Origin of the sequence: Sinorhizobium fredii USDA 205 (assembly GCF_001461695.1) — a bacterium.
In the GTDB taxonomy this organism is placed as follows: Bacteria; Pseudomonadota; Alphaproteobacteria; order Rhizobiales; family Rhizobiaceae; genus Sinorhizobium; species Sinorhizobium fredii.
In genome coordinates this window covers 1-21,101 of the sequence record NZ_AUTC01000142.1, presented here as the reverse complement: position 1 = coordinate 21,101, position 21,101 = coordinate 1, and the positions used below count along the sequence as shown (strand labels likewise).

General features: G+C 63.6%; 25 protein-coding genes and 1 pseudogene. 14 read left to right on the top strand and 12 right to left on the bottom strand.

What is annotated here, in order from left to right:
• Window positions 1-2: 2 nt before the first annotated feature.
• Window positions 3-332: a hypothetical protein gene (locus N181_RS17185; RefSeq protein ID WP_037398753.1), complete on the bottom strand. Its 330-nt coding sequence runs from the start codon at window positions 330-332 to the stop codon at window positions 3-5.
• 228 nt (window positions 333-560) lie between these two features.
• On the opposite strand from N181_RS17185, the gene N181_RS17180 reads away from it, so the two are divergent.
• Entirely contained in the window at window positions 561-1,187 is a 627-nt protein-coding gene (locus N181_RS17180) for a ribonuclease D (RefSeq protein WP_037398756.1), read from the top strand.
• A gap of 8 nt (window positions 1,188-1,195) precedes the next feature.
• On the opposite strand, the gene N181_RS17175 is transcribed toward N181_RS17180, so the two are convergent.
• Both N181_RS17175 and N181_RS17170 read right to left on the bottom strand, forming a co-directional pair.
• Window positions 1,196-1,543 (bottom strand): YqaA family protein, encoded by a 348-nt coding sequence (locus N181_RS17175; RefSeq protein ID WP_037398758.1) that lies wholly within the window; start codon window positions 1,541-1,543, stop codon window positions 1,196-1,198.
• An 85-nt stretch (window positions 1,544-1,628) separates the two neighbouring features.
• Window positions 1,629-1,910 carry an Rdx family protein gene (locus tag N181_RS17170; RefSeq protein WP_037398761.1) on the bottom strand — a complete coding sequence of 94 codons (282 nt, stop codon included), beginning with the start codon at window positions 1,908-1,910 and terminating at the stop codon, window positions 1,629-1,631.
• Window positions 1,911-2,089: 179 nt separating this feature from the next.
• Here N181_RS17170 and N181_RS17165 point away from each other — a divergent pair, with 179 nt between their 5' ends.
• From N181_RS17165 to N181_RS17150, 4 genes are all read left to right on the top strand, one after another.
• Window positions 2,090-2,539 (top strand): DoxX family protein, encoded by a 450-nt coding sequence (locus N181_RS17165; protein ID WP_060563616.1) that lies wholly within the window; start codon window positions 2,090-2,092, stop codon window positions 2,537-2,539.
• A gap of 129 nt (window positions 2,540-2,668) precedes the next feature.
• Window positions 2,669-3,160: a GFA family protein gene (locus N181_RS17160; RefSeq protein ID WP_037398767.1), complete on the top strand. Its 492-nt coding sequence runs from the start codon at window positions 2,669-2,671 to the stop codon at window positions 3,158-3,160.
• Entirely contained in the window at window positions 3,157-3,708 is a 552-nt protein-coding gene (locus N181_RS17155) for a sugar O-acetyltransferase (protein WP_037398769.1), read from the top strand. The genes N181_RS17160 and N181_RS17155 overlap by 4 nt, the downstream gene beginning before the upstream one ends.
• A gap of 26 nt (window positions 3,709-3,734) precedes the next feature.
• Window positions 3,735-4,235: a GNAT family N-acetyltransferase gene (locus tag N181_RS17150; protein ID WP_037398772.1), complete on the top strand. Its 501-nt coding sequence runs from the start codon at window positions 3,735-3,737 to the stop codon at window positions 4,233-4,235.
• A gap of 97 nt (window positions 4,236-4,332) precedes the next feature.
• Here the strand turns inward: N181_RS17150 and N181_RS17145 are convergent, their stop codons facing one another.
• The 4 genes from N181_RS17145 to N181_RS17130 all read right to left on the bottom strand — a co-directional run bounded on the left by N181_RS17145 (window position 4,333) and on the right by N181_RS17130 (window position 8,060).
• Window positions 4,333-4,632, bottom strand: a complete 300-nt coding sequence (locus N181_RS17145) for a CcdB family protein (protein WP_014330696.1) — start codon at window positions 4,630-4,632, stop codon at window positions 4,333-4,335.
• On the bottom strand, window positions 4,632-4,865 hold the full coding sequence (locus N181_RS17140) for a type II toxin-antitoxin system CcdA family antitoxin (RefSeq protein WP_014330697.1): 234 nt from the start codon (window positions 4,863-4,865) through the stop codon (window positions 4,632-4,634). Before N181_RS17140 ends, N181_RS17145 begins: the two co-directional genes overlap by 1 nt.
• 56 nt (window positions 4,866-4,921) lie before the next feature.
• Window positions 4,922-6,757: a translation elongation factor 4 gene (gene lepA / locus N181_RS17135; RefSeq protein WP_037398774.1), complete on the bottom strand. Its 1,836-nt coding sequence runs from the start codon at window positions 6,755-6,757 to the stop codon at window positions 4,922-4,924.
• A 61-nt stretch (window positions 6,758-6,818) separates the two neighbouring features.
• Entirely contained in the window at window positions 6,819-8,060 is a 1,242-nt protein-coding gene (locus tag N181_RS17130; protein ID WP_037398778.1) for an MFS transporter, read from the bottom strand.
• Window positions 8,061-8,204: 144 nt separating this feature from the next.
• On the opposite strand from N181_RS17130, the gene N181_RS17125 reads away from it, so the two are divergent.
• The 3 genes from N181_RS17125 to N181_RS17115 all read left to right on the top strand — a co-directional run bounded on the left by N181_RS17125 (window position 8,205) and on the right by N181_RS17115 (window position 10,519).
• A complete protein-coding gene (locus tag N181_RS17125; RefSeq protein ID WP_037436942.1) occupies window positions 8,205-8,783 on the top strand; it encodes a helix-turn-helix domain-containing protein in 579 nt (192 codons plus the stop codon).
• Between the two features lie 2 nt (window positions 8,784-8,785).
• The gene (locus N181_RS17120) at window positions 8,786-9,313 is read left to right on the top strand and encodes a GNAT family N-acetyltransferase (RefSeq protein ID WP_037398796.1); all 528 of its coding nucleotides are present in this window, start codon (window positions 8,786-8,788) and stop codon (window positions 9,311-9,313) included.
• A gap of 180 nt (window positions 9,314-9,493) precedes the next feature.
• A complete protein-coding gene (locus N181_RS17115) occupies window positions 9,494-10,519 on the top strand; it encodes a histone deacetylase family protein (RefSeq protein WP_037398799.1) in 1,026 nt (341 codons plus the stop codon).
• A 265-nt stretch (window positions 10,520-10,784) separates the two neighbouring features.
• Here the strand turns inward: N181_RS17115 and N181_RS17110 are convergent, their stop codons facing one another.
• Entirely contained in the window at window positions 10,785-11,423 is a 639-nt protein-coding gene (locus N181_RS17110; protein WP_014330704.1) for an exopolysaccharide biosynthesis protein, read from the bottom strand.
• Window positions 11,424-11,649: 226 nt separating this feature from the next.
• On the opposite strand from N181_RS17110, the gene N181_RS17105 reads away from it, so the two are divergent.
• Window positions 11,650-12,315, top strand: coding sequence for a YiaD family glycine zipper/OmpA-like lipoprotein (locus tag N181_RS17105; protein WP_014330705.1), 666 nt, complete (start codon window positions 11,650-11,652; stop codon window positions 12,313-12,315).
• A 69-nt stretch (window positions 12,316-12,384) separates the two neighbouring features.
• Here N181_RS17105 and N181_RS17100 read toward each other — a convergent pair whose 3' ends face one another.
• Window positions 12,385-13,437, bottom strand: a complete 1,053-nt coding sequence (locus tag N181_RS17100) for a lysine-2,3-aminomutase-like protein (RefSeq protein ID WP_037398801.1) — start codon at window positions 13,435-13,437, stop codon at window positions 12,385-12,387.
• Window positions 13,434-14,486: an EF-P lysine aminoacylase EpmA gene (gene epmA, locus N181_RS17095; RefSeq protein WP_060563614.1), complete on the bottom strand. Its 1,053-nt coding sequence runs from the start codon at window positions 14,484-14,486 to the stop codon at window positions 13,434-13,436. The genes N181_RS17100 and epmA overlap by 4 nt, the downstream gene beginning before the upstream one ends.
• A 161-nt stretch (window positions 14,487-14,647) precedes the next feature.
• Here epmA and efp point away from each other — a divergent pair, with 161 nt between their 5' ends.
• From efp to mbfA, 3 genes are all read left to right on the top strand, one after another.
• The gene (efp, locus tag N181_RS17090; protein WP_014330708.1) at window positions 14,648-15,217 is read left to right on the top strand and encodes an elongation factor P; all 570 of its coding nucleotides are present in this window, start codon (window positions 14,648-14,650) and stop codon (window positions 15,215-15,217) included.
• Window positions 15,218-15,397: 180 nt separating this feature from the next.
• On the top strand, window positions 15,398-16,639 hold the full coding sequence (gene cfa1, locus N181_RS17085; protein WP_014330709.1) for a cyclopropane-fatty-acyl-phospholipid synthase: 1,242 nt from the start codon (window positions 15,398-15,400) through the stop codon (window positions 16,637-16,639).
• A 262-nt stretch (window positions 16,640-16,901) separates the two neighbouring features.
• Window positions 16,902-17,885, top strand: a complete 984-nt coding sequence (mbfA, locus tag N181_RS17080; protein WP_014330710.1) for an iron exporter MbfA — start codon at window positions 16,902-16,904, stop codon at window positions 17,883-17,885.
• Between the two features lie 91 nt (window positions 17,886-17,976).
• Here mbfA and N181_RS17075 read toward each other — a convergent pair whose 3' ends face one another.
• Window positions 17,977-18,597 carry a transglutaminase-like cysteine peptidase gene (locus N181_RS17075; RefSeq protein WP_014330711.1) on the bottom strand — a complete coding sequence of 207 codons (621 nt, stop codon included), beginning with the start codon at window positions 18,595-18,597 and terminating at the stop codon, window positions 17,977-17,979.
• Between the two features lie 253 nt (window positions 18,598-18,850).
• Window positions 18,851-19,657, bottom strand: coding sequence for an alpha/beta hydrolase (locus N181_RS17070; protein ID WP_014330712.1), 807 nt, complete (start codon window positions 19,655-19,657; stop codon window positions 18,851-18,853).
• 220 nt (window positions 19,658-19,877) lie between these two features.
• Between N181_RS17070 and infC the strand changes: the two genes are divergently transcribed.
• A complete protein-coding gene (gene infC, locus N181_RS17065; RefSeq protein WP_080577678.1) occupies window positions 19,878-20,414 on the top strand; it encodes a translation initiation factor IF-3 in 537 nt (178 codons plus the stop codon).
• Between the two features lie 391 nt (window positions 20,415-20,805).
• Window positions 20,806-21,101: pseudogene (locus tag N181_RS17060) on the top strand (hypothetical protein); the annotation flags it as partial.

Genomic DNA, 21,101 nt, shown 5'->3' with positions numbered 1-21,101 from the left:
TCTCAATAGTTCAGGCCGCGCTTCTGCCGTTCGAGCGATGGCGGCAAACGTCCGCTTTGGAAGACCGGGCCGTCTCCCTTGCGGCATCGGTAGATGGTGTCGTAACGGGGGCGGCCATGGGAGGGCTCGAAGGGGCCGTAGCGGTCGATGAAGACCTGCTCGCAAACCGTGCTTTCGCCATCCTGCAGCGGGTTCAGCGGCCGCACGCCGGGAAGGTCCCGAAAGCTCTGTGCAAAATCGAGGGGCGCCTCGTCCGCAAGCCCGGCCTGGGCCGAGAGGCTCAGCATCAAGGCGGTCATGGAAAGCGACAGCGCGGAACGGAACGAAGTCATGCCTTTGAACTTTCGGGCCTGGGAACTTTCGGGAGGGCGGCGGCGAAGCGCCGGCGCCGTGACACGGTATCGCGGCCGACAAACTTGCGCTATAGGCCTGCTACGCTCTACAGCGCCGCGCGCCCATCAGGCGCGCTGAGGCCGCTGTAGCACTTTGAAACGCTGCATGATTTGCCTTGAACCGAATCCGATTCAAGGAATCATGCAGCAACGATCTGGGGATTCTCGATGGCGAATACAATACGGTTCCACGAAGGTGACATTTCCGCAGCCGACGCGGCCCGCTATGCCGGCGCGATCGCCATCGATACGGAAACGCTCGGCCTCGTCCCCCGCCGCGACCGTCTCTGCGTCGTGCAGCTCTCGCCGGGTGACGGCACCGCCGACGTGATCCGCATTGCTGCCGGCCAGAAAGAGGCGCCGAACCTCGTCCAGATGCTTGCCGATCCGGCCCGCCAGAAGATCTTCCACTTCGGTCGCTTCGACATCGCGGTGCTGTTCCATACTTTCGGCGTCACCGCCACACCGGTCTTCTGCACCAAGATCGCCTCCCGACTGACCCGCACCTATACGGACCGCCACGGGCTCAAGGACAATCTCAAGGAACTGCTCGACGTCGACATCTCGAAGCAGCAGCAGTCCTCCGACTGGGCCGCCGATATCCTCTCGCCGGCGCAACTCGAATACGCCGCCTCGGACGTGCTTCACCTGCATGCGCTGCGCGACAAGCTGACGGCGCGCCTCATCCGCGACGGCCGCATGGACCATGCCGACGCCTGCTTCGCCTTCCTGCCGACGCGCGCCAAGCTCGACCTGCTCGGCTGGGAGGAGACGGACATTTTTGCGCATAGCTGAACCTGTGGTTACGATGGCGTCAGCCACAGCAGCGCGGCATAACGCGCCGCCTTGCCGATCGTCACATACACGAGGAAGACGGCGAGCGGCATGCGGAGCAGTCCGGCGGCGAGCGTCAACGGGTCGCCGACGATCGGCAGCCAGGAGAACAGCAGCACCGGTCGGCCGTAGCGCGCGAAGAGCGTCTCGGCCTTTTGCCGCGCGTGGCGCGAGACGGGAAACCAGCGCCGGTCCTCGAAGCGGATTGCGAAGCGGCCGAGCGCGAAATTGACGAGCGCGCCGAGCACATTGCCGGCCGTCGCTGCGAGAAACAGCGCTGCCCGGCTCGTTTCGGCCGAAAGGGCGGCGGCAACCACCGCCGCTTCCGACAGGCCGAAGAGCAGGGTCGCGGAGAGAAAGGCGGCGCCGAAGACGCCGGCGAGGAGACCGAAATCCAGGGCTTCAAGTCCTGTCGACGTGGCCGAGATCGCGCTCCGGCTCGATCACGTCGCGGATCCGCTGCTTCAATTCCTTCGGCCCTGGAAAGCCGCCGTCGCGCTTGCGCTCCCAGACGAGCTCGCCATCGACGCGGATCTCGAAATTGCCGCCGGTGCCGGGGATCAGTGCCACCTCGCCGAGCGTATCGGCGAAGGTGGAGAGCAGCTCCTGCGCCATCCAGCCGGCGCGCAGCAGCCAGTTGCACTGGGTGCAGTAGAGGATTGTGACGCGCGGCTTCTCGCTCATCTGACATGTCCTGTTTTCGGCAAACATAGCTCCCCGGCGTCCGTGGAACAACCGGCCCTTCACCGGCTCTTCACATAAATGTCAACTTGGACAATCATGTTTTTATCGCGCGGTCCTTGTTTTCAAAGGCATGTCCGGCAAGAGATTTTTGCATTGCAACACACTGCGAGAGGGAATCCATGACCACTGCCACCAACAGCCGCCCGCGCGCCATCCTGCCGGCGCTCGAGAAGATCTACCTGCCGCTCGACACCTTCGCCGAGACGCTGCTGCGCGTCCTGGCCGGTGCGCTGCTCGTCACCCATGGCTACGGCAAGATCCTCGATCCCTTCGGTGCCGTCGGAATGGTCGAAGGGCTCGGCTTCTATCCCGGCGTCTTCTGGTCGCCGCTGCTTTCCGCCACCGAATTCTTCGGCGGCATCTTCATCGCCATCGGCTTCCTGACCCGGCCCGCCGCCATTGCAGCCACCATCGTGCTGCTCGTCACGGTCTATTTCCACGGCATCGTCCAGGGCCAGGGCCTCGGCGGCGCCGAGAAGTCGATCCTCTGGGCGGCGATCACCTTCTTCTTCGCCATCCGCGGCGCGAACGGCCAGTCGGTCGACGCCAAGCTCAGCAAGCAATTCTGATAGTCTCGCCGGAGGCGCGGCACCGCCGTGCCTCCGGCACCCGGCTGTAGCCCGCCGTAGTTCTCTTCTGCACTTGCGCGACAGTTCCACCCATGGTCATCTCCGGCCAGAGGAGTCCAAGGAGGAGCCATGCGTGAAGCGATCGAAGGCGGCTGCTTCTGCGGCCGCATCCGCTATCGGCTGAAACGCCCGCCGATGTTCGTCCATTGCTGCCATTGCCGCGATTGCCAGCGGCAGATCGGCAGCGCTTTCGCGATCAACGGCCTGGTCGAGGCGGAAAACCTCGAAGTTTTGACGGGCGAGCCGGTCATGGTCACGCTTTCGACCGACAGCGGCCGCCCGCACGACGTCTATCGCTGTGTCGATTGCCAGTCGTCGCTCTGGAGCGACTATGGCCGGCGCAAGTGGCTTGCCTTTCTGCGTCTCGCGACGCTCGACCGGCCGTCGGCGTTCCCGCCGGACGTGCACATCTACACGCGCTCGAAACTCGATTGGATGCCGCTGCCGGCCGGTGCCCGGGCCTTCGAGGCTTACTACGACGTTCAGGCGGAATGGCCTAAGGAGAGCCTCGATCGCCTCAATGAGGCCCGCGCCAGGGCCAAGGGACAGGCCCGGCCGTGACGAAAAGCGAGCGCGAAAAGATGGCGGCGGGCGAGTGGTACGCGTGCCTCGATCCGGAACTGGACGCGATGCGCGCTGCGGCCCGCAGGGCCGTGCACCAGCACAACACCATGCCACCGGATCAGCGCGGCCGCATGGCCCCGGCGCTGGAGGCGCTCCTCGCGGCGGTCGCTGAGGACGTCTTCATCGAAGCGCCGTTCCATTGCTCCTACGGCGTCAACATCAAGCTCGGCGCCGGCGTCTACCTGAACGCCGGCTGCACCATTCTCGACAGCGCATCGGTCGCGATCGGCGAGGGTTCGATGCTCGGTCCGGGCGTCCACATCTACTGTGCCGAGCACCACAAGGATGTTGCGCTCCGTCGCGCCGGGCTGGAGATCGCCCGGCCCGTGACCATCGGTAAGGACGTCTGGATCGGCGGCGGCGCGATCATCCTGGCCGGCGTGACGATCGGCGACGGCGCCATTGTCGGGGCAGGGGCGGTGGTGGCGAAGGGCGTGGCGCCGGGCGTGACGGTGGTGGGGAACCCGGCGCGGCTTCTTCGTTGAACCGGAAGAGGGAAAGAAGAGAATCGATGACCGAAGCAGCAATGATCAGTGTCCGCCGGGCACGGGCCGAGGATGTGACGGCGCTTTGCGCCTTCCTGAACGAGATCATACGGATCGGCGGCACCACGGCCCATGAAACACCGTTCACGCATGAGAGCTTCGTCAGCCATTTTCTTTCCGGCCCGGGCTTCGTCAGTTGCTTCGTCGCCGACGACGGTTCGGGCCAACCCTGCGCCTTCCAGGGCCTGGAGCGCTCGGACGGGCTGCCGGAAGGTTGGGCGGACATCGGCACCTTCGCCCGGCCGCATGCAAAACGACCGGGTGCCGGCACGGCGCTGTTCGCCGCCACCAAAGCGCATGCCCGCGACGCCGGCCTCACGGCGATCAACGCCACGATCCGCGCCGACAACATCGGCGGTCTGGCCTACTACAGCAAGATGGGCTTTACCGACTACAAGGTCGACAAGGCGGTGCCGCTGAGGGACGGGCGGTTGGTCGATCGGATTTCGAAGCGGTATTTGCTATGAAGCGCTTGTGAGAATTATCTGCGAGGTCCTGACGCTTTTCTCCCCGTCATCCTTGACCTGCCTTGACCCGAGGATCCATGCACACGCACCTGGGCGTTCAAAAGCCCTGAAATGCGAAATCCGTGGCGGCGACAATTTTGTCGCGCTGATGTGACAGATCACCGATCAACGCGCCGAGTTCGCTGACCGAAATGGCAGCCATAAGATGGATAGCCACGACGTAGGCCTCGCCGTTGATCGTTACACGCGGGTTGAGGCCGGCCATGACGTGGTCAATATCAGGCGCCGGAATGAGGGGTGCGACGATCCTGGTCTTCAGGGCATCGAACAGGCCGGCCTGAAGATCGATCACCAATGTTTCGCTTTGCTTCAGGCGGTAGACGTGAAAGCGTGCCATCAGAACTGCCGTAGCTTGGCGAGCGGCAGTCCGCGTTTTTCGACAAAATCATTGGCATCGGCGATCGATTTGGCATTCTCGACGCGCCAGAGCCGTTCCTGTTCTGCCCTGACAGCCTGGGCAATGCCCTCTTCCGCGGCCCGCGAAACATTGATCTTGAGATCGCGCGCCTGCGAAAGCAGATCGCCATCAAGTGAAAGATTAGTCGGGCGCCTTGCGATCGTGCGTTTCATATTCGCTCCCGTGAAGATGCGCACATTATATGCGCATCTTCACGGGAAGAGAACAATCACTCGTCGCCCATCTTCAGCGCGGCGATAAACGCCTCCTGCGGGATCTCCACCTTGCCGAACTGGCGCATGCGCTTCTTGCCGGCCTTCTGCTTTTCCAGAAGCTTGCGTTTGCGGGTAGCGTCGCCGCCGTAACACTTGGCGGTCACGTCCTTGCGCAGTGCCGAGATGGTTTCGCGCGCGATCACATTGCCGCCGATGGCGGCCTGGATCGGGATCTTGAACATATGCTTCGGGATCAGCTCTTTCAGCTTCTCGCACATTTCGCGGCCGCGCTTTTCCGCCGCCATGCGGTGCACCATCATCGACAGCGCGTCTACCGGCTCGCCGTTGACGAGGATAGACATCTTCACAAGGTTGCCTTCCCGGTGGTCGGTGATCTGGTAGTCGAAGGAGGCGTAGCCCTTGGAAATCGACTTCAGCCGGTCATAGAAATCGAAAACAACTTCGTTGAGCGGCAGGTCATAGGTCAGCATTGCTCGGCTGCCGACATAGGTGAGCTCGACTTGGATGCCGCGCCGATCCTGACAGAGCTTCAGGATGCCGCCGAGATAGTCATCGGGCGTTAGGATCGTCGCGCGAATCCACGGTTCGTGGATTTCAGCGATCTTGACGACATCCGGCATGTCGGCGGGGTTGTGAAGCTCACGCTCTGAGCTATCGTTCATGAACAGCTTGTAGACGACCGATGGCGCGGTCGCGATCAGATCGAGATCGAATTCGCGCTCCAGCCGCTCCTGGATGATTTCAAGGTGCAGAAGGCCGAGGAAGCCGCAGCGGAAGCCGAAGCCGAGCGCGGCGGAGGATTCCATTTCGAACGAGAAAGACGCATCGTTAAGGCGTAACTTGCCCATCGCGGAGCGCAGGTCCTCGAAGTCGGCGGCGTCGACGGGAAATAGACCGCAGAAAACGACGGGCTGGGCCGGCTTGAAACCCGGCAGTGCCTTGGCCGTCGGCCGCTTGTCTTCGGTGATTGTATCGCCGACGCGGGTATCGGCCACTTCCTTGATCGAGGCGGTGATGAAGCCGATCTCGCCGGGGCCGAGCGAATCCATCGCAACCATCTTCGGCGTCAGCACGCCGACGCGCTCCACCTGGTATTTCGCATCCGTTCCCATCATGCGGATGGTCATGCCCTTTTTCAGGGTTCCGTCGATGACGCGCACCAGAACCATGACCCCGAGGTAGGCGTCATACCAGCTGTCGACGAGCAGTGCCTTCAACGGCGCCTTCTCGCCGCCGGGGCTCTTCGGCGCCGGCAGCTTGTGGACGATCGCTTCCAGCACATCCGGAATGCCGAGGCCGGTCTTCGCCGAGATCAGCACCGCGTCGGAGGCGTCGATGCCGATCACCTCCTCGATCTGCTCCTTGATGCGGTCGGGCTCGGCCGCCGGCAGGTCGATCTTGTTGAGAACGGTGACGATCTCGTGATTGTTGTCGATCGCCTGGTAGACATTGGCGAGCGTCTGGGCCTCGACGCCCTGGCTGGCGTCGACGACGAGCAGCGAGCCCTCGCAGGCCGAAAGCGAGCGCGAGACCTCGTAGGCGAAGTCGACGTGGCCGGGCGTGTCGATCAGGTTCAGCACATAGGTGTCGCCGTCGTTGGCCTTGTAGTGCAGGCGCACCGTCTGGGCCTTGATGGTGATGCCGCGCTCGCGCTCGATGTCCATGCTGTCCAGCACCTGCTCGGACATCTCGCGCTCGGCAAGCCCGCCGGTCGACTGGATCAGCCGGTCGGCCAGCGTCGATTTGCCGTGGTCGATATGGGCCACGATCGAGAAGTTGCGGATATGCGACAGGGGCGTCTTGGAAGATGGTGTGCTCATGGGCCGCATATAGCAGTGCGATCAGGCGGCGCAAAGCGGGAAATGAAGGCTTCGTTCACTATAAATCCGGCTATTCCGACGGCGCGTCGGCCTCGGCGAGTGCCCCGGCATTTGGCACCTGCGCGCTTCTGAGTTCGAAGGTCTCGCATTGCTGCGGCGGCGCGCGTTCACGCATGCGCAGCCGAACCAGCACGAAGGCCGCATAGAGGACCGCCACCGCCATCGTCGCGTAGATGAAAAGCTGCGCGCCGAAGGCGGGCGTCAGCACCGTCACGAGCATCGGCACCAGCGTCGCTGCCGCCGACCAGGCAACAAGCATGGTGCTGGCGAGCGGCACATAATCGGCCGGGTCGGTGCGGTCGTTGGCATGCGCATTGGCGATCGAATAGACCGTTTCGACGGCGCCGGCGAAGAGCGCGAAGACGAGCATCAGCAGGAGAAGGCTGTCGAAGGAGACGACGAGCGCCGCGAGCCCTGCCGCCACGATCAGCGCGCAGGTAGCGACGAGAACGATGCGCCGGTCGACCCGGTCTGAAAGCGATCCCATCGGATACTGGATGACGAGCAGCCCGAACTGCATGACGAACATCAGCGCCGCCACGTCCTCTTGGCTCATCGCGTTGGTGGCGGCATAGATCGGCGTGAAGCCCTGTACCAGCATCGACAGACCGCCGGAGGCAAGCACGCCGATGAAGGCGACAGGGGAACTGCGCCAGGCCATGGCGATGTCGATGCTGACCCTGGCCGGCGCCGGCGGCGTCGGCAGGCGCGTCAGCCCGATCGGCAGGATGGCGATCGCCGTGAAAAAGATGGTGATGATCGGCGCGATGTTGCCGTCGACCGGGATGCGGCCGAACAGCCAGGCGCCGGCCCCAAGCCCGATCACATAGGCCATGTAGAAGAGCGCCATCGCCTTGCCGCGCCAATGGTTGTCGCTCGCGTGGTTCAGCCAACTCTGGCTGATGATGAAATTGGTGCTGGCGGCTGCGCCGTAGAGGGCGCGGGCGAAGATCCAGAGGAGGGGATGGACGCCGAGGCTGATCAGCACGGCAGCGAGGATGACGAGCGCCATCGAGCAGGAGAAAGCCCGCGCATGGCCGACGCGGCGGATCAGCGGACCGGCGAGCACGCAGCCGATCAGGCCGCCAAAGGCAATCGCCGTGACTGCCGCGCCGGGAACCCAGTCCGGTGCCGCGGAGCGCGTCAGCACGAAGGGGACGTAGGCAAGCATCATGCCGTTGCCGATGGCGACAGCCGTCATCGACGTGACGATGCTGGCAATCGACAAGAGCGACGAACGGCCGCCTTCCATGTGCCTCTCCTCCGCAGCCGTTTCTTCCGACGCAAACCTACCGTGACCTCGCGCGTCGCATTGTCGCCGGAGCGGCATCCGAGAAATTTATTTTGCGGCGTCGCTACGCTGGACTCCACTATATGAGAAATGCAATCTCAAATAATGGAACAAGTGATCTCTTCTCTTGAACGGACGATCGGCGAACGTGTGCGCGACATGCGCAGCGCTCAGGCCCTGACGCTCGACGAACTGGCGACCCGTTCCGGCGTCAGCCGCGCCATGATCTCGCGCATCGAGCGCGGCGAGGCGAGCCCGACGGCGCAGCTCCTGGCAAGACTCTGCAGTGCGCTCGGCACGACGCTCTCGGCGCTGTTTGCCTCGGCTGCGGAAAATGCCTCGCCGGTCGCACGGCGGGCCGAACAGCGGCTGTGGCGCGACCCGGAAAGCGGCTATCTGCGCCGCTCGGTGTCGCCGGAGGGCCTCGGCTCCCCGGTCGATATCGTCGAGGTCGAGTTCCCGCCGGGGGCCCGCGTCGTCTTCGAGCGCCAGCCGGCCGACCGCGGCATCATCCAGCACCTCTGGCTCTTCTCCGGTAAGCTCGAACTGACGATGGAGAGCGGGCCGCAAGTGCTTGAGGCGGGCGACTGCCTCTTCATGGGGCTCGAAGAGGCCCACGTCTTTCACAATCCCTATGACGAGCCGGCGCACTACGCCGTCATCCTCTGCCGCACCAAGGTGTAAATATGCCTGACGTAACCATCCGCGTGCTCACCGAAGAACAAACCCGCGCCGCCTTGACGGCGCTTGCCGAGGTCCTCTCCGATTGCGTCGAGGGGGGCGCCTCGGTTGGCTTCATGCAGCCTTTCGGACCGGAAGACGCGGTGCCTTTCTGGGAGGGCGTTGCGGCTGCGGTCGGCCGCAACGAGACCGTTCTCGTCGTCGCCGAGGTCGATGGACGAGCGGTCGGGACCGTGCAACTCGGCGTCGCGACGATGCCGAATCAGCCGCACCGCGCCGATATCAAGAAGCTGCTCGTGCACCGCGACGCGCGCGGCCTGGGCCTTGCCCGTGGGCTGATGGAGCTTGCCGAAGCCGAGGCGCGGAAGCGTGGCAGGAGAGTGCTGGTGCTCGACACGGCGACCGGCGAGCCGGCGGAGGCGATCTACGAACGCTTCGGCTGGCTGCGGGCCGGCGTCGTTCCCGACTATGCGCTGATGCCGGACGGGCGCTATTGCGCGACCACGTTCCTTTACAAGCACCTGGCGGCTTAGAGCGACGATGGCTTTCCCCTCATTCCGCTGCCGCGTCCTTCGCCCCGCCTGCGGGGAGAAGGACGCGGCAGGCGGAGGAGGGGCGGACGACAAGTAGCGCGACCGATTTCGCTTCGCTTCATCGTAAAGTAGGTTGCCTCACGAACTCCCGATAGCACCCCCCGAAGGATCCTCCAAAAAATGCGCGTTTTCTATTCCGAAGATCACAAGCTCCGAGACGCCAAGACCGAGCTCCACGGCGGTGAGCTCGTGCCGCCCTTCGAGGCGCCGTTCCGGGCCGAATGGATCCTCGCAGCGGTCAAGGGAGCCGGCTTCTCGGACGTGCTCGCGCCGGAACGCCACGGCATGGAGACGGCGCTGAAACTGCATTCGGCGGACTATCTCGAATTCCTCGAAACCGCCTGGGCGCGCTGGGTCGCCGACGGCTATCGCGGCGAGGCGATCCCGGCCTGCTTTCCGGCGCGGCGCATGCGCCAGCATCCGCCGAAGGATATCGACGGCGCGCTCGGCTACTATGCCTTCGCGGCCGAAACGGCGATCACCGATGGCACCTTTGCCGCGGCCCGCGCCGCGATGGATTGCGCGATCTCGGCAGCCGATCACGTCGCTGCCGGCAGTCCCGCCGCCTTCGCGCTCTGCCGTCCGCCCGGCCATCATGCGGCGATCGACCTCTTCGGCGGCTATTCCTTCATCAACAACGCCGCCTGCGCCGCCCAGCGCCTGCGCGACCGCGGCGCCGCGAAGGTCGCCGTCCTCGACGTCGACTTCCATCATGGCAACGGCACGCAGGATATTTTCTACGAGCGCGGCGACGTGTTCTTCGCCTCGCTGCACGGCGATCCGGTCGATGCCTTCCCGCATTTCCTCGGCTTTGCCGATGAGGAGGGGTCTGGAGAGGGGCTTGGTTCGACGAAGAACTATCCGCTGCCGCGCGGCACCACCTTCGAGACCTGGGCGGCGGCGATGGAGGACGCGCTGTCGCGGATCGCCGGCTTCGGCGCGGAAGCCCTCGTGCTCTCGCTCGGCGTCGACACCTTCGAGCGCGATCCGATCAGCTTCTTCAAGCTGAAGTCTGAGGATTTTCTGCACATGGGCGAACGCTTGAAGAAAACCGGCCTGCCGGTCGTCGTCTGCATGGAGGGCGGCTACGGCGTGCCGGAGATCGGCCTCAACGTCGCCAACGTGCTGAAGGGCATCGCTGCGTGATTTTTCGTCGACCGGCGAATAGCGGCAAAGTGGGTCTTGGTACACCCCCCTCTGCCCTGCCGGGCATCTCCCCCACAAGGGGGGAGATCGGCAAGCGGCGATGTTCCGCTTGATCAACTATGCCGGGGCGTACCTTCGCCAATCTCTGCGTTTGCGTCCCTGCTGTCGGGCAGGGCTTTGCTTCTGGCCGATCTCCCCCCTTGTGGGGGAGATGCCCGGCAGGGCAGAGGGGGGTATCACACCGCGCAGTGCGGGATAGCCCGGTTCACGACACGAAGAATTGCGAAAGCCCCTGGCCGGCGGCGAAGGCCGCATAGGCGAGCACGGTGAAATAGACCGTGGTTGCGACGAGGAAGAGATAGCCGCCGGCCACCATCAGCCCGTCGCGCTGGATAATGCCTAGCGACAACAATAGGATGGCAATGCCCGGCAGGGTGTTCGACAGCGGGATGAGGCCGAGCGGAAACAACAGGAGCACGCCGCCGGCCATGATCATCAGGCCGTTGAAGCGGTTCATCACGGCGCCCTCAGTCAGGAAAAGCAGCCGGGGGCGCACATAGCGGTCGAGCTTTGAAACCAGGGCGGCGCCCTTCTGCAAGGTCGGCACGAGCTTTTCGGTTTCGATCTGCCGGTCGAGAATGCGCTGCGGCAGCCAGGGCAGTCGATTGAGGGTGATCGCCAGCGAGATGAGAATGATCGCCGCGCCGAAGACGGTGCTGACGCCGGGAATCGATACCGGGATCAGGAAAGGCAGCGTCAGTAGCGCGCAGAGAAGCAGGAAGCCGTGTTCGCCGATCTCGATCATCAGCTCGCGCAGCGTGATCGTATTGCCTCTGATCGAAGCGATCATGCCGGCCAGCGTATCGCTGAGGCTGCGCTCCGTGTCGTCGAACTCGATCGCCATGTACTGTCCCTCTCGTCTGGTTCGCGTCCGGGCGATCCTGACGCGAGCATGTGAAGCTTCGGTTAGCGGGCGCTCTGGACAGCAATGTGGCGGAGCAAAGCTCAAATGCTGCAGCGCCGAAATGTTACGTTTTGGCGGTCCGTGTGGAAAGCGCGGCACCCCTTCATCTTCCTGCCGCAATCGATAGTATGAAGCACCTTTAGCACCAATGGGGACCATTGATTCGATGATCAAGAAATGCGCCATCCTGGCTGTCGCAGCCGTCTATCTTTCCGGATGCACGACCACCGATCCCTACACGGGAGAACAGAAGATGTCGAACACGGCCGGTGGCGCATTGATCGGTGCAGGCCTCGGCGCCGCGACCGGCCTGCTGGTCGGCGGCAGCTCGGCGGGACGCCGTGACGCCGCGCTCGTCGGCGCCGGCATCGGTGCGCTCGGCGGCGGCCTGATCGGCAACTACATGGACCAGCAGGAATCGGAACTGCGCGCCCAGCTGCAGGGCACCGGCATCTCGGTGACGCGTCAAGGCGACCGCATCATCCTCAACATGCCGTCGAACATCACCTTCGCGACCGACCGCGACCAGGTGATCCCGCCCTTCTATCCGACGCTCGACTCGGTCGCGATCGTGCTGCGCAAGTACAACAAGACGCTGATCGATGTCGACGGTCACACCGATTCGACCGGCAGCGCCTCCCACAACCAGGATCTCTCCGAGCGCCGCGCCGCTTCGGTCGCCAACTATCTCGGCAGCCGCGGCATCGACCAGCGGCGCATCTCGACCATGGGCTACGGCATGGAGCGCCCCGTCGCCTCGAACTCCAGCGAGGCCGGCCGCGCCCAGAACCGCCGCGTGGAAATTTCGATCGCGCCGATCAAGCAGGGCTGATCTGCCCGACGGGATTGCTGATCCAAGGCCGCGTGGTGTTCCGCGCGGCCTTTTTGCTGTGCCGGCCGGTCAGCCTTGCGGCGGATAGGCGTGCTCGTTTCCGCGGAAATCGGTGACGGTGTAGCAGCCACCCCCTTCCGCCTCGATCGCGCCGGCGCTGATGACAGCCTTGCCGTGGCCGCCGGGGATGTCGAGGATATAGGTCGGCTGGCAGAGGCCCGAGACGCGGCCGCGCAACGAGGCGACGAGCGCCTGGCCCTCTTCGATCGTCAGCCGGAAATGGCTGGTGCCGGGCGCAAGATCCGGATGGTGCAGGTAATAGGGCTTGATCCGCGTCTCGACGAAGGCGCGCATCAGTTCGGCGAGCACTTCCGGGTCGTCATTGACGCCCTTGAGCAGCACCGATTGGCTGACCATGACGATCCCTGAATCGATCAGCCGGGCGGCGGCGGCCCGCGCTTCGGGCGTCAGCTCGCGCGGATGATTGGCGTGGAGCGCCACATAGGTCGCCTTGCCGCTGCTTTTGAGCGCAGCGATCAGATCCGCGTCGACGCGGTGCGGCTCGACGACCGGCACGCGCGTGTGGAAACGGACGACCTTGACGTGGTCGATTGCGCCGAGCCGCTCCAGGATTTCGCCGAGCCGCCGCGGCGAGAGCACCAGCGGGTCGCCGCCGGTGAGGATCACTTCCCAGATCTCCGAATGGTCGGCGATATAGGCGATCGCCGCGTCGAGTTCGGAGGGCGTCAGCGTGCCGAGCCCCTGCGGACCGACCATCTCGCGGCGGAAGCAGAAGCGGCAATAGACCGGGCAGACATGCACGGCCTTGAGCAGCACCCGGTCCGGATAGCGGTGGACGATACCCGTGACGGGGCTGTGAGCGCCGTCGCCGATCGGATCGGCCCGCTCCTCCGGCGTCAGCGTCAGTTCGGCCGCGTCCGGCACGAACTGCCTGGCGATCGGATCCTGCGGATCGGCGCGGTCGATGAGGCCTGCGACAACCGGGCTGATGGCAATTGCGTAGCGGGAGGCGACGCGGGAGATCGCTTCTTCGGTCGAGGCGTCGATCAGGCCGGCTTCGACGAGATCGCCCGCCGTACGAAGGGGACGGTGTGCGGTCATGTGCTCGCCTCCGCCACCGGCGCCCAGAGTACCTGGTCGATGCGCGCCGCACCCATCGCCAGCATCACCAGACGGTCGAAGCCGAGCGCGATGCCGCTCGCCTCGGGCATCATGGCAAGTGCAGCTAGAAAGTCCTCGTCGAGCGGATAAGTCTCGCCATAGACCCGCGCCTTTTCCGTCATCTCCAGCTCGAAGCGGCGGCGCTGTTCCTTGGCATCCGTCAGTTCGCCGAAGGCGTTGGCGAGCTCGACCCCGCAGGCATAGAGCTCGAAACGCTCGGCGACCCGGCGGTCGCGCGGCGTCGGGCGGGCCAGTGCGGCCTCAGCGACCGGATATTCATCGAGGATCGTCGGCCGGCCGAAGCCGAGATTGGGCTCGACCTTTTCGACCAGCACGCCGCTGAAGAGGTCAGCCCAGGTGTCGTCGTCGGCGACCCGCAGGCCGGCTTGCCGCATCGCAGCCGCCAGGATTTCGCGATCGGTGGCGCCGTCTTTTCCTATCGAAGCGAGAAGATCGATCCCGGCGAAGCGCTCGAAGGCCTCGGCCACCGAAAGCCGCTCCGGTTCGAGGAAGGGATCGCAGGTCCTCCCTTGGTAAGAGAGGAACGGCGTGCCGGCAGTCTCGGCGGCGAGCGCCAGGATCACGGCGCAATCGCGCATCAACGTCTCGTAGGTCTCCCCGGCGCGGTACCATTCGAGCATGGTGAATTCCGGATGGTGCAGCGGGCCGCGCTCGCGATTGCGGTAGACATGGGCGAAACAGGCGATGCGTCTTTCGCCGGCAGCGATGAGCTTCTTGCAGGCGAATTCGGGCGAGGTGTGCAGATAGAGCGGCTGCACTGATCCGTCATGGCCGAGCGCTTGCGTTGCGAAGGCATGTAGATGCGCCTCATTGCCCGGTGACACCTGCAGCGTCGCCGTATCCACTTCGATGAAGTCCCGCTCGGCGAAGAAGCGGCGGAGCGCCGACTGGATGCGGTTGCGCCCGACCAGGAAGGGTCGCCGGTCGGCATGGACATCCGGGGTCCACCAGGGAGAAGCATGCGGCATGGTCGTTTCGATCCAAGCTTTCTTCGGCGCGAAGGCCGGCTCAGGCTGGCTATTTGCGCGGAATTAGGGTAGTGGCGGCGCGAAATCGTAATTTTCGCGTCCTTTCCGGGCCGATCTCCGGCCCGCTCGTGTCGCTGATACCTCTCTTACAAGGAAGACTAATGGTCAAGGTCATCGCCTCTTCGGTCCGCAAGGGCAACGTTCTCGACGTCGACGGCAAGCTCTATGTCGTGCTCACCGCGCAGAACTTCCATCCGGGCAAGGGCACGCCGGTCACGCAGGTCGACATGCGCCGCATCTCCGACGGCGTGAAGGTCTCGGAGCGCTATCGCACCACCGAGCAGGTCGAGCGCGCCTTCGTCGAGGACCGCGAACACACCTTCCTCTATGAGGATGCCGAAGGCTTCCACTTCATGAATCCGGAGAGCTACGACCAGCTCGTCATGTCGGTTGACGATATCGGCGACCTGAAGGCTTATCTCCAGGAAGGCATGGCTGTGATGTTGTCGATCCACGAAGGCATTGCGATCGCCATCGACCTGCCGCGCCACGTCATCCTCGAGATCACCGAGACCGAACCGGTCGTCAAGGGCCAAACGGCCTCCTCCTCCTATAAGCCGGCCCTTCTTTCGAACGGCGTCCGCACCTCCGTGCCGCCGCATATCCAGGCCGGCACCCGCGTCGTCATCGCGACGGAAGACGGTTCCTACGTCGAACGCGCCAAGGACTGATTAGCGGTTTGATCGCTGTTGAATGGGGGCGGCGGGTTACCTGCCGCCCTTTTCCTTTGCCCGCTTCCGCAACTCAAGATGCAAGTGTGCAAGGCCTGCAAGATTGGGCGTGCATTTTGGAGGCCCGCTGTTTAGGGTCACCTGCCGCCACCGGGACGCGGGACGAGATCGAGGGATTGCATGTTTCCACTGTCGCATATGATGAAAGCCTTCATCCGCAAGGGCACGCTGACCGTGATCGATGCGGACGGCAAAAGACATGTCTTTTCCGGCGAACCCGGGCCGAGCGTCACGATGCGGCTGACGGACAAGCGGCTCTATCGCAGCCTCGTCCTCAATGCCGAGCTCGCCGCCGGCGAGGCCTATATGGACGGGACGATGCGCTTCGAGGAGGGGTCGACGCTTCGCGACTTCCTCACTCTCTTCTCGATCAACCGGCTGTCGCTCGGCTCCTACCCGATCCAGAAGCTGCTGCGGGCGATCAAGATGCGCTTCCGCAAGCGCCAGCAGGCCAATCCGAAAGGCAAGGCGCAGCAGAACGTCGCCCATCACTACGATCTCGGCAATGCGTTCTACAAACTCTTCCTCGACGAAAACATGCTCTATTCCTGCGCCTATTTCCGCGAGCCGGATGAGACGCTGGAGGCGGCGCAGCGCAACAAGCTGCGGCTGCTGGCCGCAAAACTCTGCCTGAAGCCCGGCATGAAAGTGCTCGACATCGGCTGCGGCTGGGGCGATCTGGCGCTCTATCTGGCGGCGCTCGAAAATGTCGAGGTCCTCGGCGTCACCCTGTCGAAGGAGCAGCAGGCGCTCGCCTCCGAGCGGGCGCGTGCCGCGGGCATGGCCGACCGGGTGCGCTTCGAGTTGAAGGACTATCGCGACGTCGAGGGCCCCTTCGACCGCATCGTCTCGGTCGGCATGTTCGAGCATGTCGGCGTCCATCACTACGACGAGTATTTCAAGAAGCTGAACGCACTGATGCCGGATGACGGCCTCGCCGTGCTGCACTCGATCGGTCATATGAGCCCGCCCGGCATGGCGAGCCCCTGGCTCAGGAAGTACATTTTTCCCGGCGCCTATTCGCCGGCCCTGTCGGAGGTTTTCGAGGTTGTCGAGCGCAACAGCCTGTGGGTGAGCGACCTCGAATTCCTGCGCGTCCATTATGCGACGACGCTCGCCCATTGGGGCGCGCGCTTCGAGGAAAACCGCGACAAGGTGATCGCAATGTATGACGAGCGCTTCGCCAGGATGTGGGAGTTCTATCTGATCAGCGCCGAGATGATGTTCCGCACCGGCAGCCAGCTCGTCTTCCACATGCAGCTTTCACGCTCCCGCGATGCGGCGCCGATCGTGCGCGACTACATCACCGATCAGCAGCGCGCCTATATCGAGCGGGAAAAAACACTCGATCTGGCGATTTGAGGCCAGCGATTGGCGCTTGTGGTCTCCACCCGCGGCGAGTTCAAACCAAGTTTGCCCCTCACCCTAACCCTCTCCCCGCATGCAGGGAGGGGGGCTGGGAGCGCGCGGCATTGTCTCTTCTCCCCGCGTGCGGGGAGAAGGTCGCGGCAGCGGGATGAGGGGCGGCAGCGCTGCGTCGTTGGTCTTGTCTGCCAGCTCGCGGACTTGACGCTCGGCCCCGTGACTCCTATTTCTTTAGAATTATTCTAAAGAAGGTCCGCCGATGTTTTCCCGCCTCTTCGCCCGCTCGACGCGTTCTTTTCTTTCGCTGAGCGACCAGGAAATCCTGGCGCTCGCCATCGCTTCCGAAGAGGACGATGGCCGCATCTATCTCGCCTATGCGCATGCGCTGCGCGACAAATACCCGCAATCCGCCAAGGTCTTCGAGGAAATGGCGGAGGAGGAGAGCCACCATCGGCAGGCCCTGATCGACCTGCATGTGGCGCGCTTCGGCAGCCGCATTCCGCTCATCCGGCGCGAGCATGTGCGTGACTTTCCGGAGCGCAAGCCGGACTGGCTGATTGCCGAAATGCCGATCGAAAAGGCCCGCACCGAGGCGGAAGCCATGGAGGCGGCGGCCCACCGCTTCTATCTCGAGGCGGCGGCACGGACGCGCGACGCGGCGACGCGCAAGCTGTTGGGGGATCTGGCGATCGCCGAGAAGACGCATGAATCTCTCGCCCGCCGGCTCGGCGAAAGGCATACGCCCGCAGACGTGCGCGCCGATGAGGACGAGACGTCCCATCGCCAGTTCATTCTGACCTATGTGCAGCCGGGCCTGGCAGGCCTGATGGATGGTTCGGTTTCGACGCTGGCGCCGATCTTCGCCGCCGCCTTCGCAACCCAGGATACCTGGCAGACCTTCCTGGTCGGGCTTTCGGCCTCGGTCGGTGCGGGGATCTCCATGGGTTTTACCGAGGCCGCCCATGACGACGGCCGGCTTTCCGGCCGCGGCTCACCGGTCAAGCGCGGCCTCGCCTCTGGCATCATGACGGCGCTTGGCGGCCTCGGCCATGCGCTTCCCTACCTCATTCCGCACTTCTGGACTGCGACGGTGACCGCGGTGGCGATCGTCTTCTTCGAACTCTGGGCCATTGCCTTCATCCAGAACCGTTTCATGGAGACACCGTTCCTGAGAGCAGCCTTTCAGGTCGTGCTCGGTGGTGGCCTTGTGCTGGCGGCGGGCATCGTCATCGGCAATGCCTGACGCGTGCTGGAAAATATGAGGTAACGACACGAAAAAGGGCCGAGACCGGCCCTTCTTGAAAATCGGCTTGTCTTCGTAATTCTCCGGCAGCTCACTTGCCAACGGAGCCGACCAGCACCTCGGCGCTGTTGTCGATCGTGACCCAGCGGCCGCTATTGTTCGAGGCCTGGCGTTTCAGGAAGCGGTAGGGCGTCTTGGTCCAGAGCTTTACGGTGTTTTCGAGATTATCGAGGATGAAGTCGCCCTGGGCAGTGCGCACCGTCAGCACCGCATGGCCCTCTCCGTCGGGCTTGCGCACGACGGTCATCAGCAGATTGCCGGCAGCAAAGCCACGCTGCATCAGGCGCCGGCGCTTCTCGAGTGCGAAATCCTCGCAGTCGCCCCGGCCTTTCGGATAGGACCAGACCTCGTCCCTGCCGAGAAGCTCCTGGTCGGTGACCGGCGAGATCTCGCGGTTGACCGCGGCGTTCACTTGCCGGATGACGGCCCAGCCGCTCGCCGTGACTCGCGGCGCCGCGCCCGCCCGAGACCGGACGCCGCATTCACTCCTGTTCTTCTGACAGAACTCGAAATGCCCGATCGGCTGCGAGGTTGCCGAGCCGGTCTGCATTGAGGGCATGGAGCCCGACTGGGCGGGAATTGCCATGCTTGCAGAAACGAAAACTGCGCACAATGCAGCGACGCCTGACTTTACCCCGGTCCAAAATGCCATACAGATCCCCTGCAAGCGCGTGCGTGCACGCGCAATCTCAAGTTGATGACAGCTTTTGTAGGCTTCCCCTAGCGCTGCTCTAATCGTTAATAAAGAGTTAATATGGTCGGACCGTTTGAGTCAATCTACCGATTCGTCGGATGACCTTTATGGTTAAGATCACCCACGAAAAGGCAGCGGAAGCCCCGCATCCCGGGCTGTCCGGGATACGTTCCAAAAAAGGGCGGAGTGCTAACGGATGCCGGCCGGGCACTCAGGCCTTGGCAAGAATGGCGCTGACGGCCTGTTTCAGTTTGACAATGTCTTCCTCGCGCGACAACCGGTGGTCGCCGTCGCGAATGAGGGTCATGACGACGTCGTCCGCCGGCATGTGCTCCATCAGCTTCAGCGCGTGCCTATAGGGCACATCCGGATCGCGCATGCCCTGCAGAATATGCACCGGGCAGCCCGTCTCGACAGGCCCTTTGAGGACCCGGTTTTTCCGCCCGTCCTCGATGAGGGCAAGGGTGAACACATTAGGCTCGGGGCTATAGTCTGATGGCTCCTCGAAATAGCCCTTCTCGGCAAGCGAAGTCCGCTCGGCCTCCGTCAGTTTGGGTTCGACGAGCTCGGTGGTGAAATCCGGGGCGGGAGCAATCAGCACCAGGCCGGCGACGCGTTTCCCCTGGCCGCGCGCCCTCAATTCTTCGATGAGGCGTAGAGCGACCCAGGCGCCCATCGAGGAACCGATCAGGATCATGCGGCCGGCGACGGCGTGATCGACGACTGCGAGGCTTTCCTCGAGCCAGCGCGAGATCGTGCCTTCCGTGAAGTCGCCGCCGGAAGCGCCATGGCCGGAATAGTCGAAGCGCACGCAGTCCGTTCCGACCGCATGAGCGTGGCGTTCGACCTCCAGCGCCTTCGTCCCGGTCATGTCGGACCGGTAGCCGCCGAGCCAGACGAGGGCGGGGCGGTTGGCGGGAAGCTCGGCACGGAAAATCCGCATGGCGATGTTGCGCGCCGTGGCGTCCGCACCCACCTTTATATGCGTGACTTCGGTTTCGGCCGGCATTGCTGACATCGCTTCATCCCTTGCAATCACCCGTTTCGATCAGATATCCCGCCAAAAAACAGATTCGCCAAGGCCACGAAGAGGTGATTTTCGTCGCGGGCCATGCTATTGACTCCGGAGCCGCAATTCACACATTGCCGTCAGTGACTGTTTCAAGCGCACCGTTTGAGATGACGCTGATTGTTTCTTTAGACCACTATCACGTAAACAGCTCGAGGAGAGTACGACCATTCGCAGACCGTTCAAAGCGGACGCCCCAGTCAAGGAAGGGCCGCGCGCAAACAAGGAAATCCGGGTCCCCCGGGTTCAGCTCATCGACGCCGAAGGCCAGAATTTGGGCAGCATCCCGATCGACCAGGCGCTCCGCATGGCGGAAGAGTCCGGTCTCGATCTGGTGGAGATCGCACCGAATTCCGAACCGCCGGTGTGCAAGATCCTCGATCTTGGCAAGCTGAAGTACGCCAACCAGAAGAAGGCGGCCGAGGCGCGCAAGAAGCAGAAGATCGTCGAGATCAAGGAAATCAAGATGCGCCCGAACATCGACACCCATGATTATGAGGTGAAGATGAAGGCGATGAACCGCTTCTTCGAGGACGGCGACAAGGTCAAGGTGACGCTGAAGTTCCGCGGCCGCGAAATGGCTCACCAGGAACTCGGCATGAAGCTTCTGCTGCAGGTCAAGGACGATACGCAGGCGATCGCCAAGGTCGAAGCCGAACCGAAGCTCGAAGGCCGCCAGATGATGATGGTGCTTGCGCCGAAGTAAGGCCGGCTACTGCATGTCTTCTTAAGTCGACCTCGACTTAAGAGCAAAGACAGGCAGCGATTCAAAGTGCTACAGCGACCTTTGCGCGCCTGACAGGGCGCGCGGCGCTGTAGTAGCGCGGGCCGCACGTCAAAACAAATCTCGATCAAAAAAGCCGCCCTCGGGCGGCTTTTTGCGTTCTACAGCGCCGAGCGTCTTTTCAGACGCACAAAGGACGCTGTAGCACTTTGAGTTGCTGCATGTTCTTATCCTTAAATCGGCTGCGATTTATGGAAACATGCAGTAGCGCATCGTTTGCCGCGCCTGACAGAATGCTGACAGCCGCGCTCAGCCGCCTGTCAGTTGCCGGATGCCAGTCTCTGCCCGTTCCGAAACAAGGAAGGGTAAAGATATGCACAGTGCATTCAAAAAAGTGCTGCTCGTTTCCACAATGAGCTTGTTCGGCGTCGTCGGAGGACCGGTGACGATGGCTCTTGCGGATACCGGCGCGGCCAGCAGCTTCGAAGCCGGACCTAACGGCGGATTCGACACGAGCAGCCCCGCCACGGTCGGCGAAGGTGGAACCGGTGGCGGACAGGATACCGGCACCGGCGGCGGGCAGGACACCGGCACCGGCGGCGGACAGGACACCGGCACGGGCGGCGGCGAAGGCGGCGGCACTGGCGGTGAAGGCGGCGGCACTGGCGG

Bases quoted from the DNA above. Each gene is read 5' to 3' on its own strand.
- N181_RS17105 (WP_014330705.1), top strand. From the start codon at position 11,650: ATGATCAAGAAATGCGCCATCCTGGCTGTCGCAGCCGTCTATCTTTCC.
- N181_RS17125 (WP_037436942.1), top strand. From the start codon at position 8,205: ATGGAACAAGTGATCTCTTCTCTTGAACGGACGATCGGCGAACGTGTG.
- N181_RS17180 (WP_037398756.1), top strand. From the start codon at position 561: ATGGCGAATACAATACGGTTCCACGAAGGTGACATTTCCGCAGCCGAC.
- N181_RS17110 (WP_014330704.1), bottom strand. From the start codon at position 11,423: ATGGCGATCGAGTTCGACGACACGGAGCGCAGCCTCAGCGATACGCTG.
- N181_RS17185 (WP_037398753.1), bottom strand. From the start codon at position 332: ATGACTTCGTTCCGTTCCGCGCTGTCGCTTTCCATGACCGCCTTGATG.
- N181_RS17140 (WP_014330697.1), bottom strand. From the start codon at position 4,865: ATGAAACGCACGATCGCAAGGCGCCCGACTAATCTTTCACTTGATGGC.
- N181_RS17165 (WP_060563616.1), top strand. From the start codon at position 2,090: ATGACCACTGCCACCAACAGCCGCCCGCGCGCCATCCTGCCGGCGCTC.
- N181_RS17145 (WP_014330696.1), bottom strand. From the start codon at position 4,632: ATGGCACGCTTTCACGTCTACCGCCTGAAGCAAAGCGAAACATTGGTG.
- efp (WP_014330708.1), top strand. From the start codon at position 14,648: ATGGTCAAGGTCATCGCCTCTTCGGTCCGCAAGGGCAACGTTCTCGAC.
- N181_RS17170 (WP_037398761.1), bottom strand. From the start codon at position 1,910: ATGAGCGAGAAGCCGCGCGTCACAATCCTCTACTGCACCCAGTGCAAC.
- N181_RS17075 (WP_014330711.1), bottom strand. From the start codon at position 18,597: ATGGCATTTTGGACCGGGGTAAAGTCAGGCGTCGCTGCATTGTGCGCA.
- N181_RS17150 (WP_037398772.1), top strand. From the start codon at position 3,735: ATGACCGAAGCAGCAATGATCAGTGTCCGCCGGGCACGGGCCGAGGAT.
- N181_RS17130 (WP_037398778.1), bottom strand. From the start codon at position 8,060: ATGGAAGGCGGCCGTTCGTCGCTCTTGTCGATTGCCAGCATCGTCACG.
- N181_RS17070 (WP_014330712.1), bottom strand. From the start codon at position 19,657: ATGTCAGCAATGCCGGCCGAAACCGAAGTCACGCATATAAAGGTGGGT.
- N181_RS17100 (WP_037398801.1), bottom strand. From the start codon at position 13,437: ATGACCGCACACCGTCCCCTTCGTACGGCGGGCGATCTCGTCGAAGCC.
- N181_RS17115 (WP_037398799.1), top strand. From the start codon at position 9,494: ATGCGCGTTTTCTATTCCGAAGATCACAAGCTCCGAGACGCCAAGACC.
- mbfA (WP_014330710.1), top strand. From the start codon at position 16,902: ATGTTTTCCCGCCTCTTCGCCCGCTCGACGCGTTCTTTTCTTTCGCTG.
- cfa1 (WP_014330709.1), top strand. From the start codon at position 15,398: ATGTTTCCACTGTCGCATATGATGAAAGCCTTCATCCGCAAGGGCACG.
- N181_RS17120 (WP_037398796.1), top strand. From the start codon at position 8,786: ATGCCTGACGTAACCATCCGCGTGCTCACCGAAGAACAAACCCGCGCC.
- N181_RS17160 (WP_037398767.1), top strand. From the start codon at position 2,669: ATGCGTGAAGCGATCGAAGGCGGCTGCTTCTGCGGCCGCATCCGCTAT.
- epmA (WP_060563614.1), bottom strand. From the start codon at position 14,486: ATGCCGCATGCTTCTCCCTGGTGGACCCCGGATGTCCATGCCGACCGG.
- lepA (WP_037398774.1), bottom strand. From the start codon at position 6,757: ATGCGGCCCATGAGCACACCATCTTCCAAGACGCCCCTGTCGCATATC.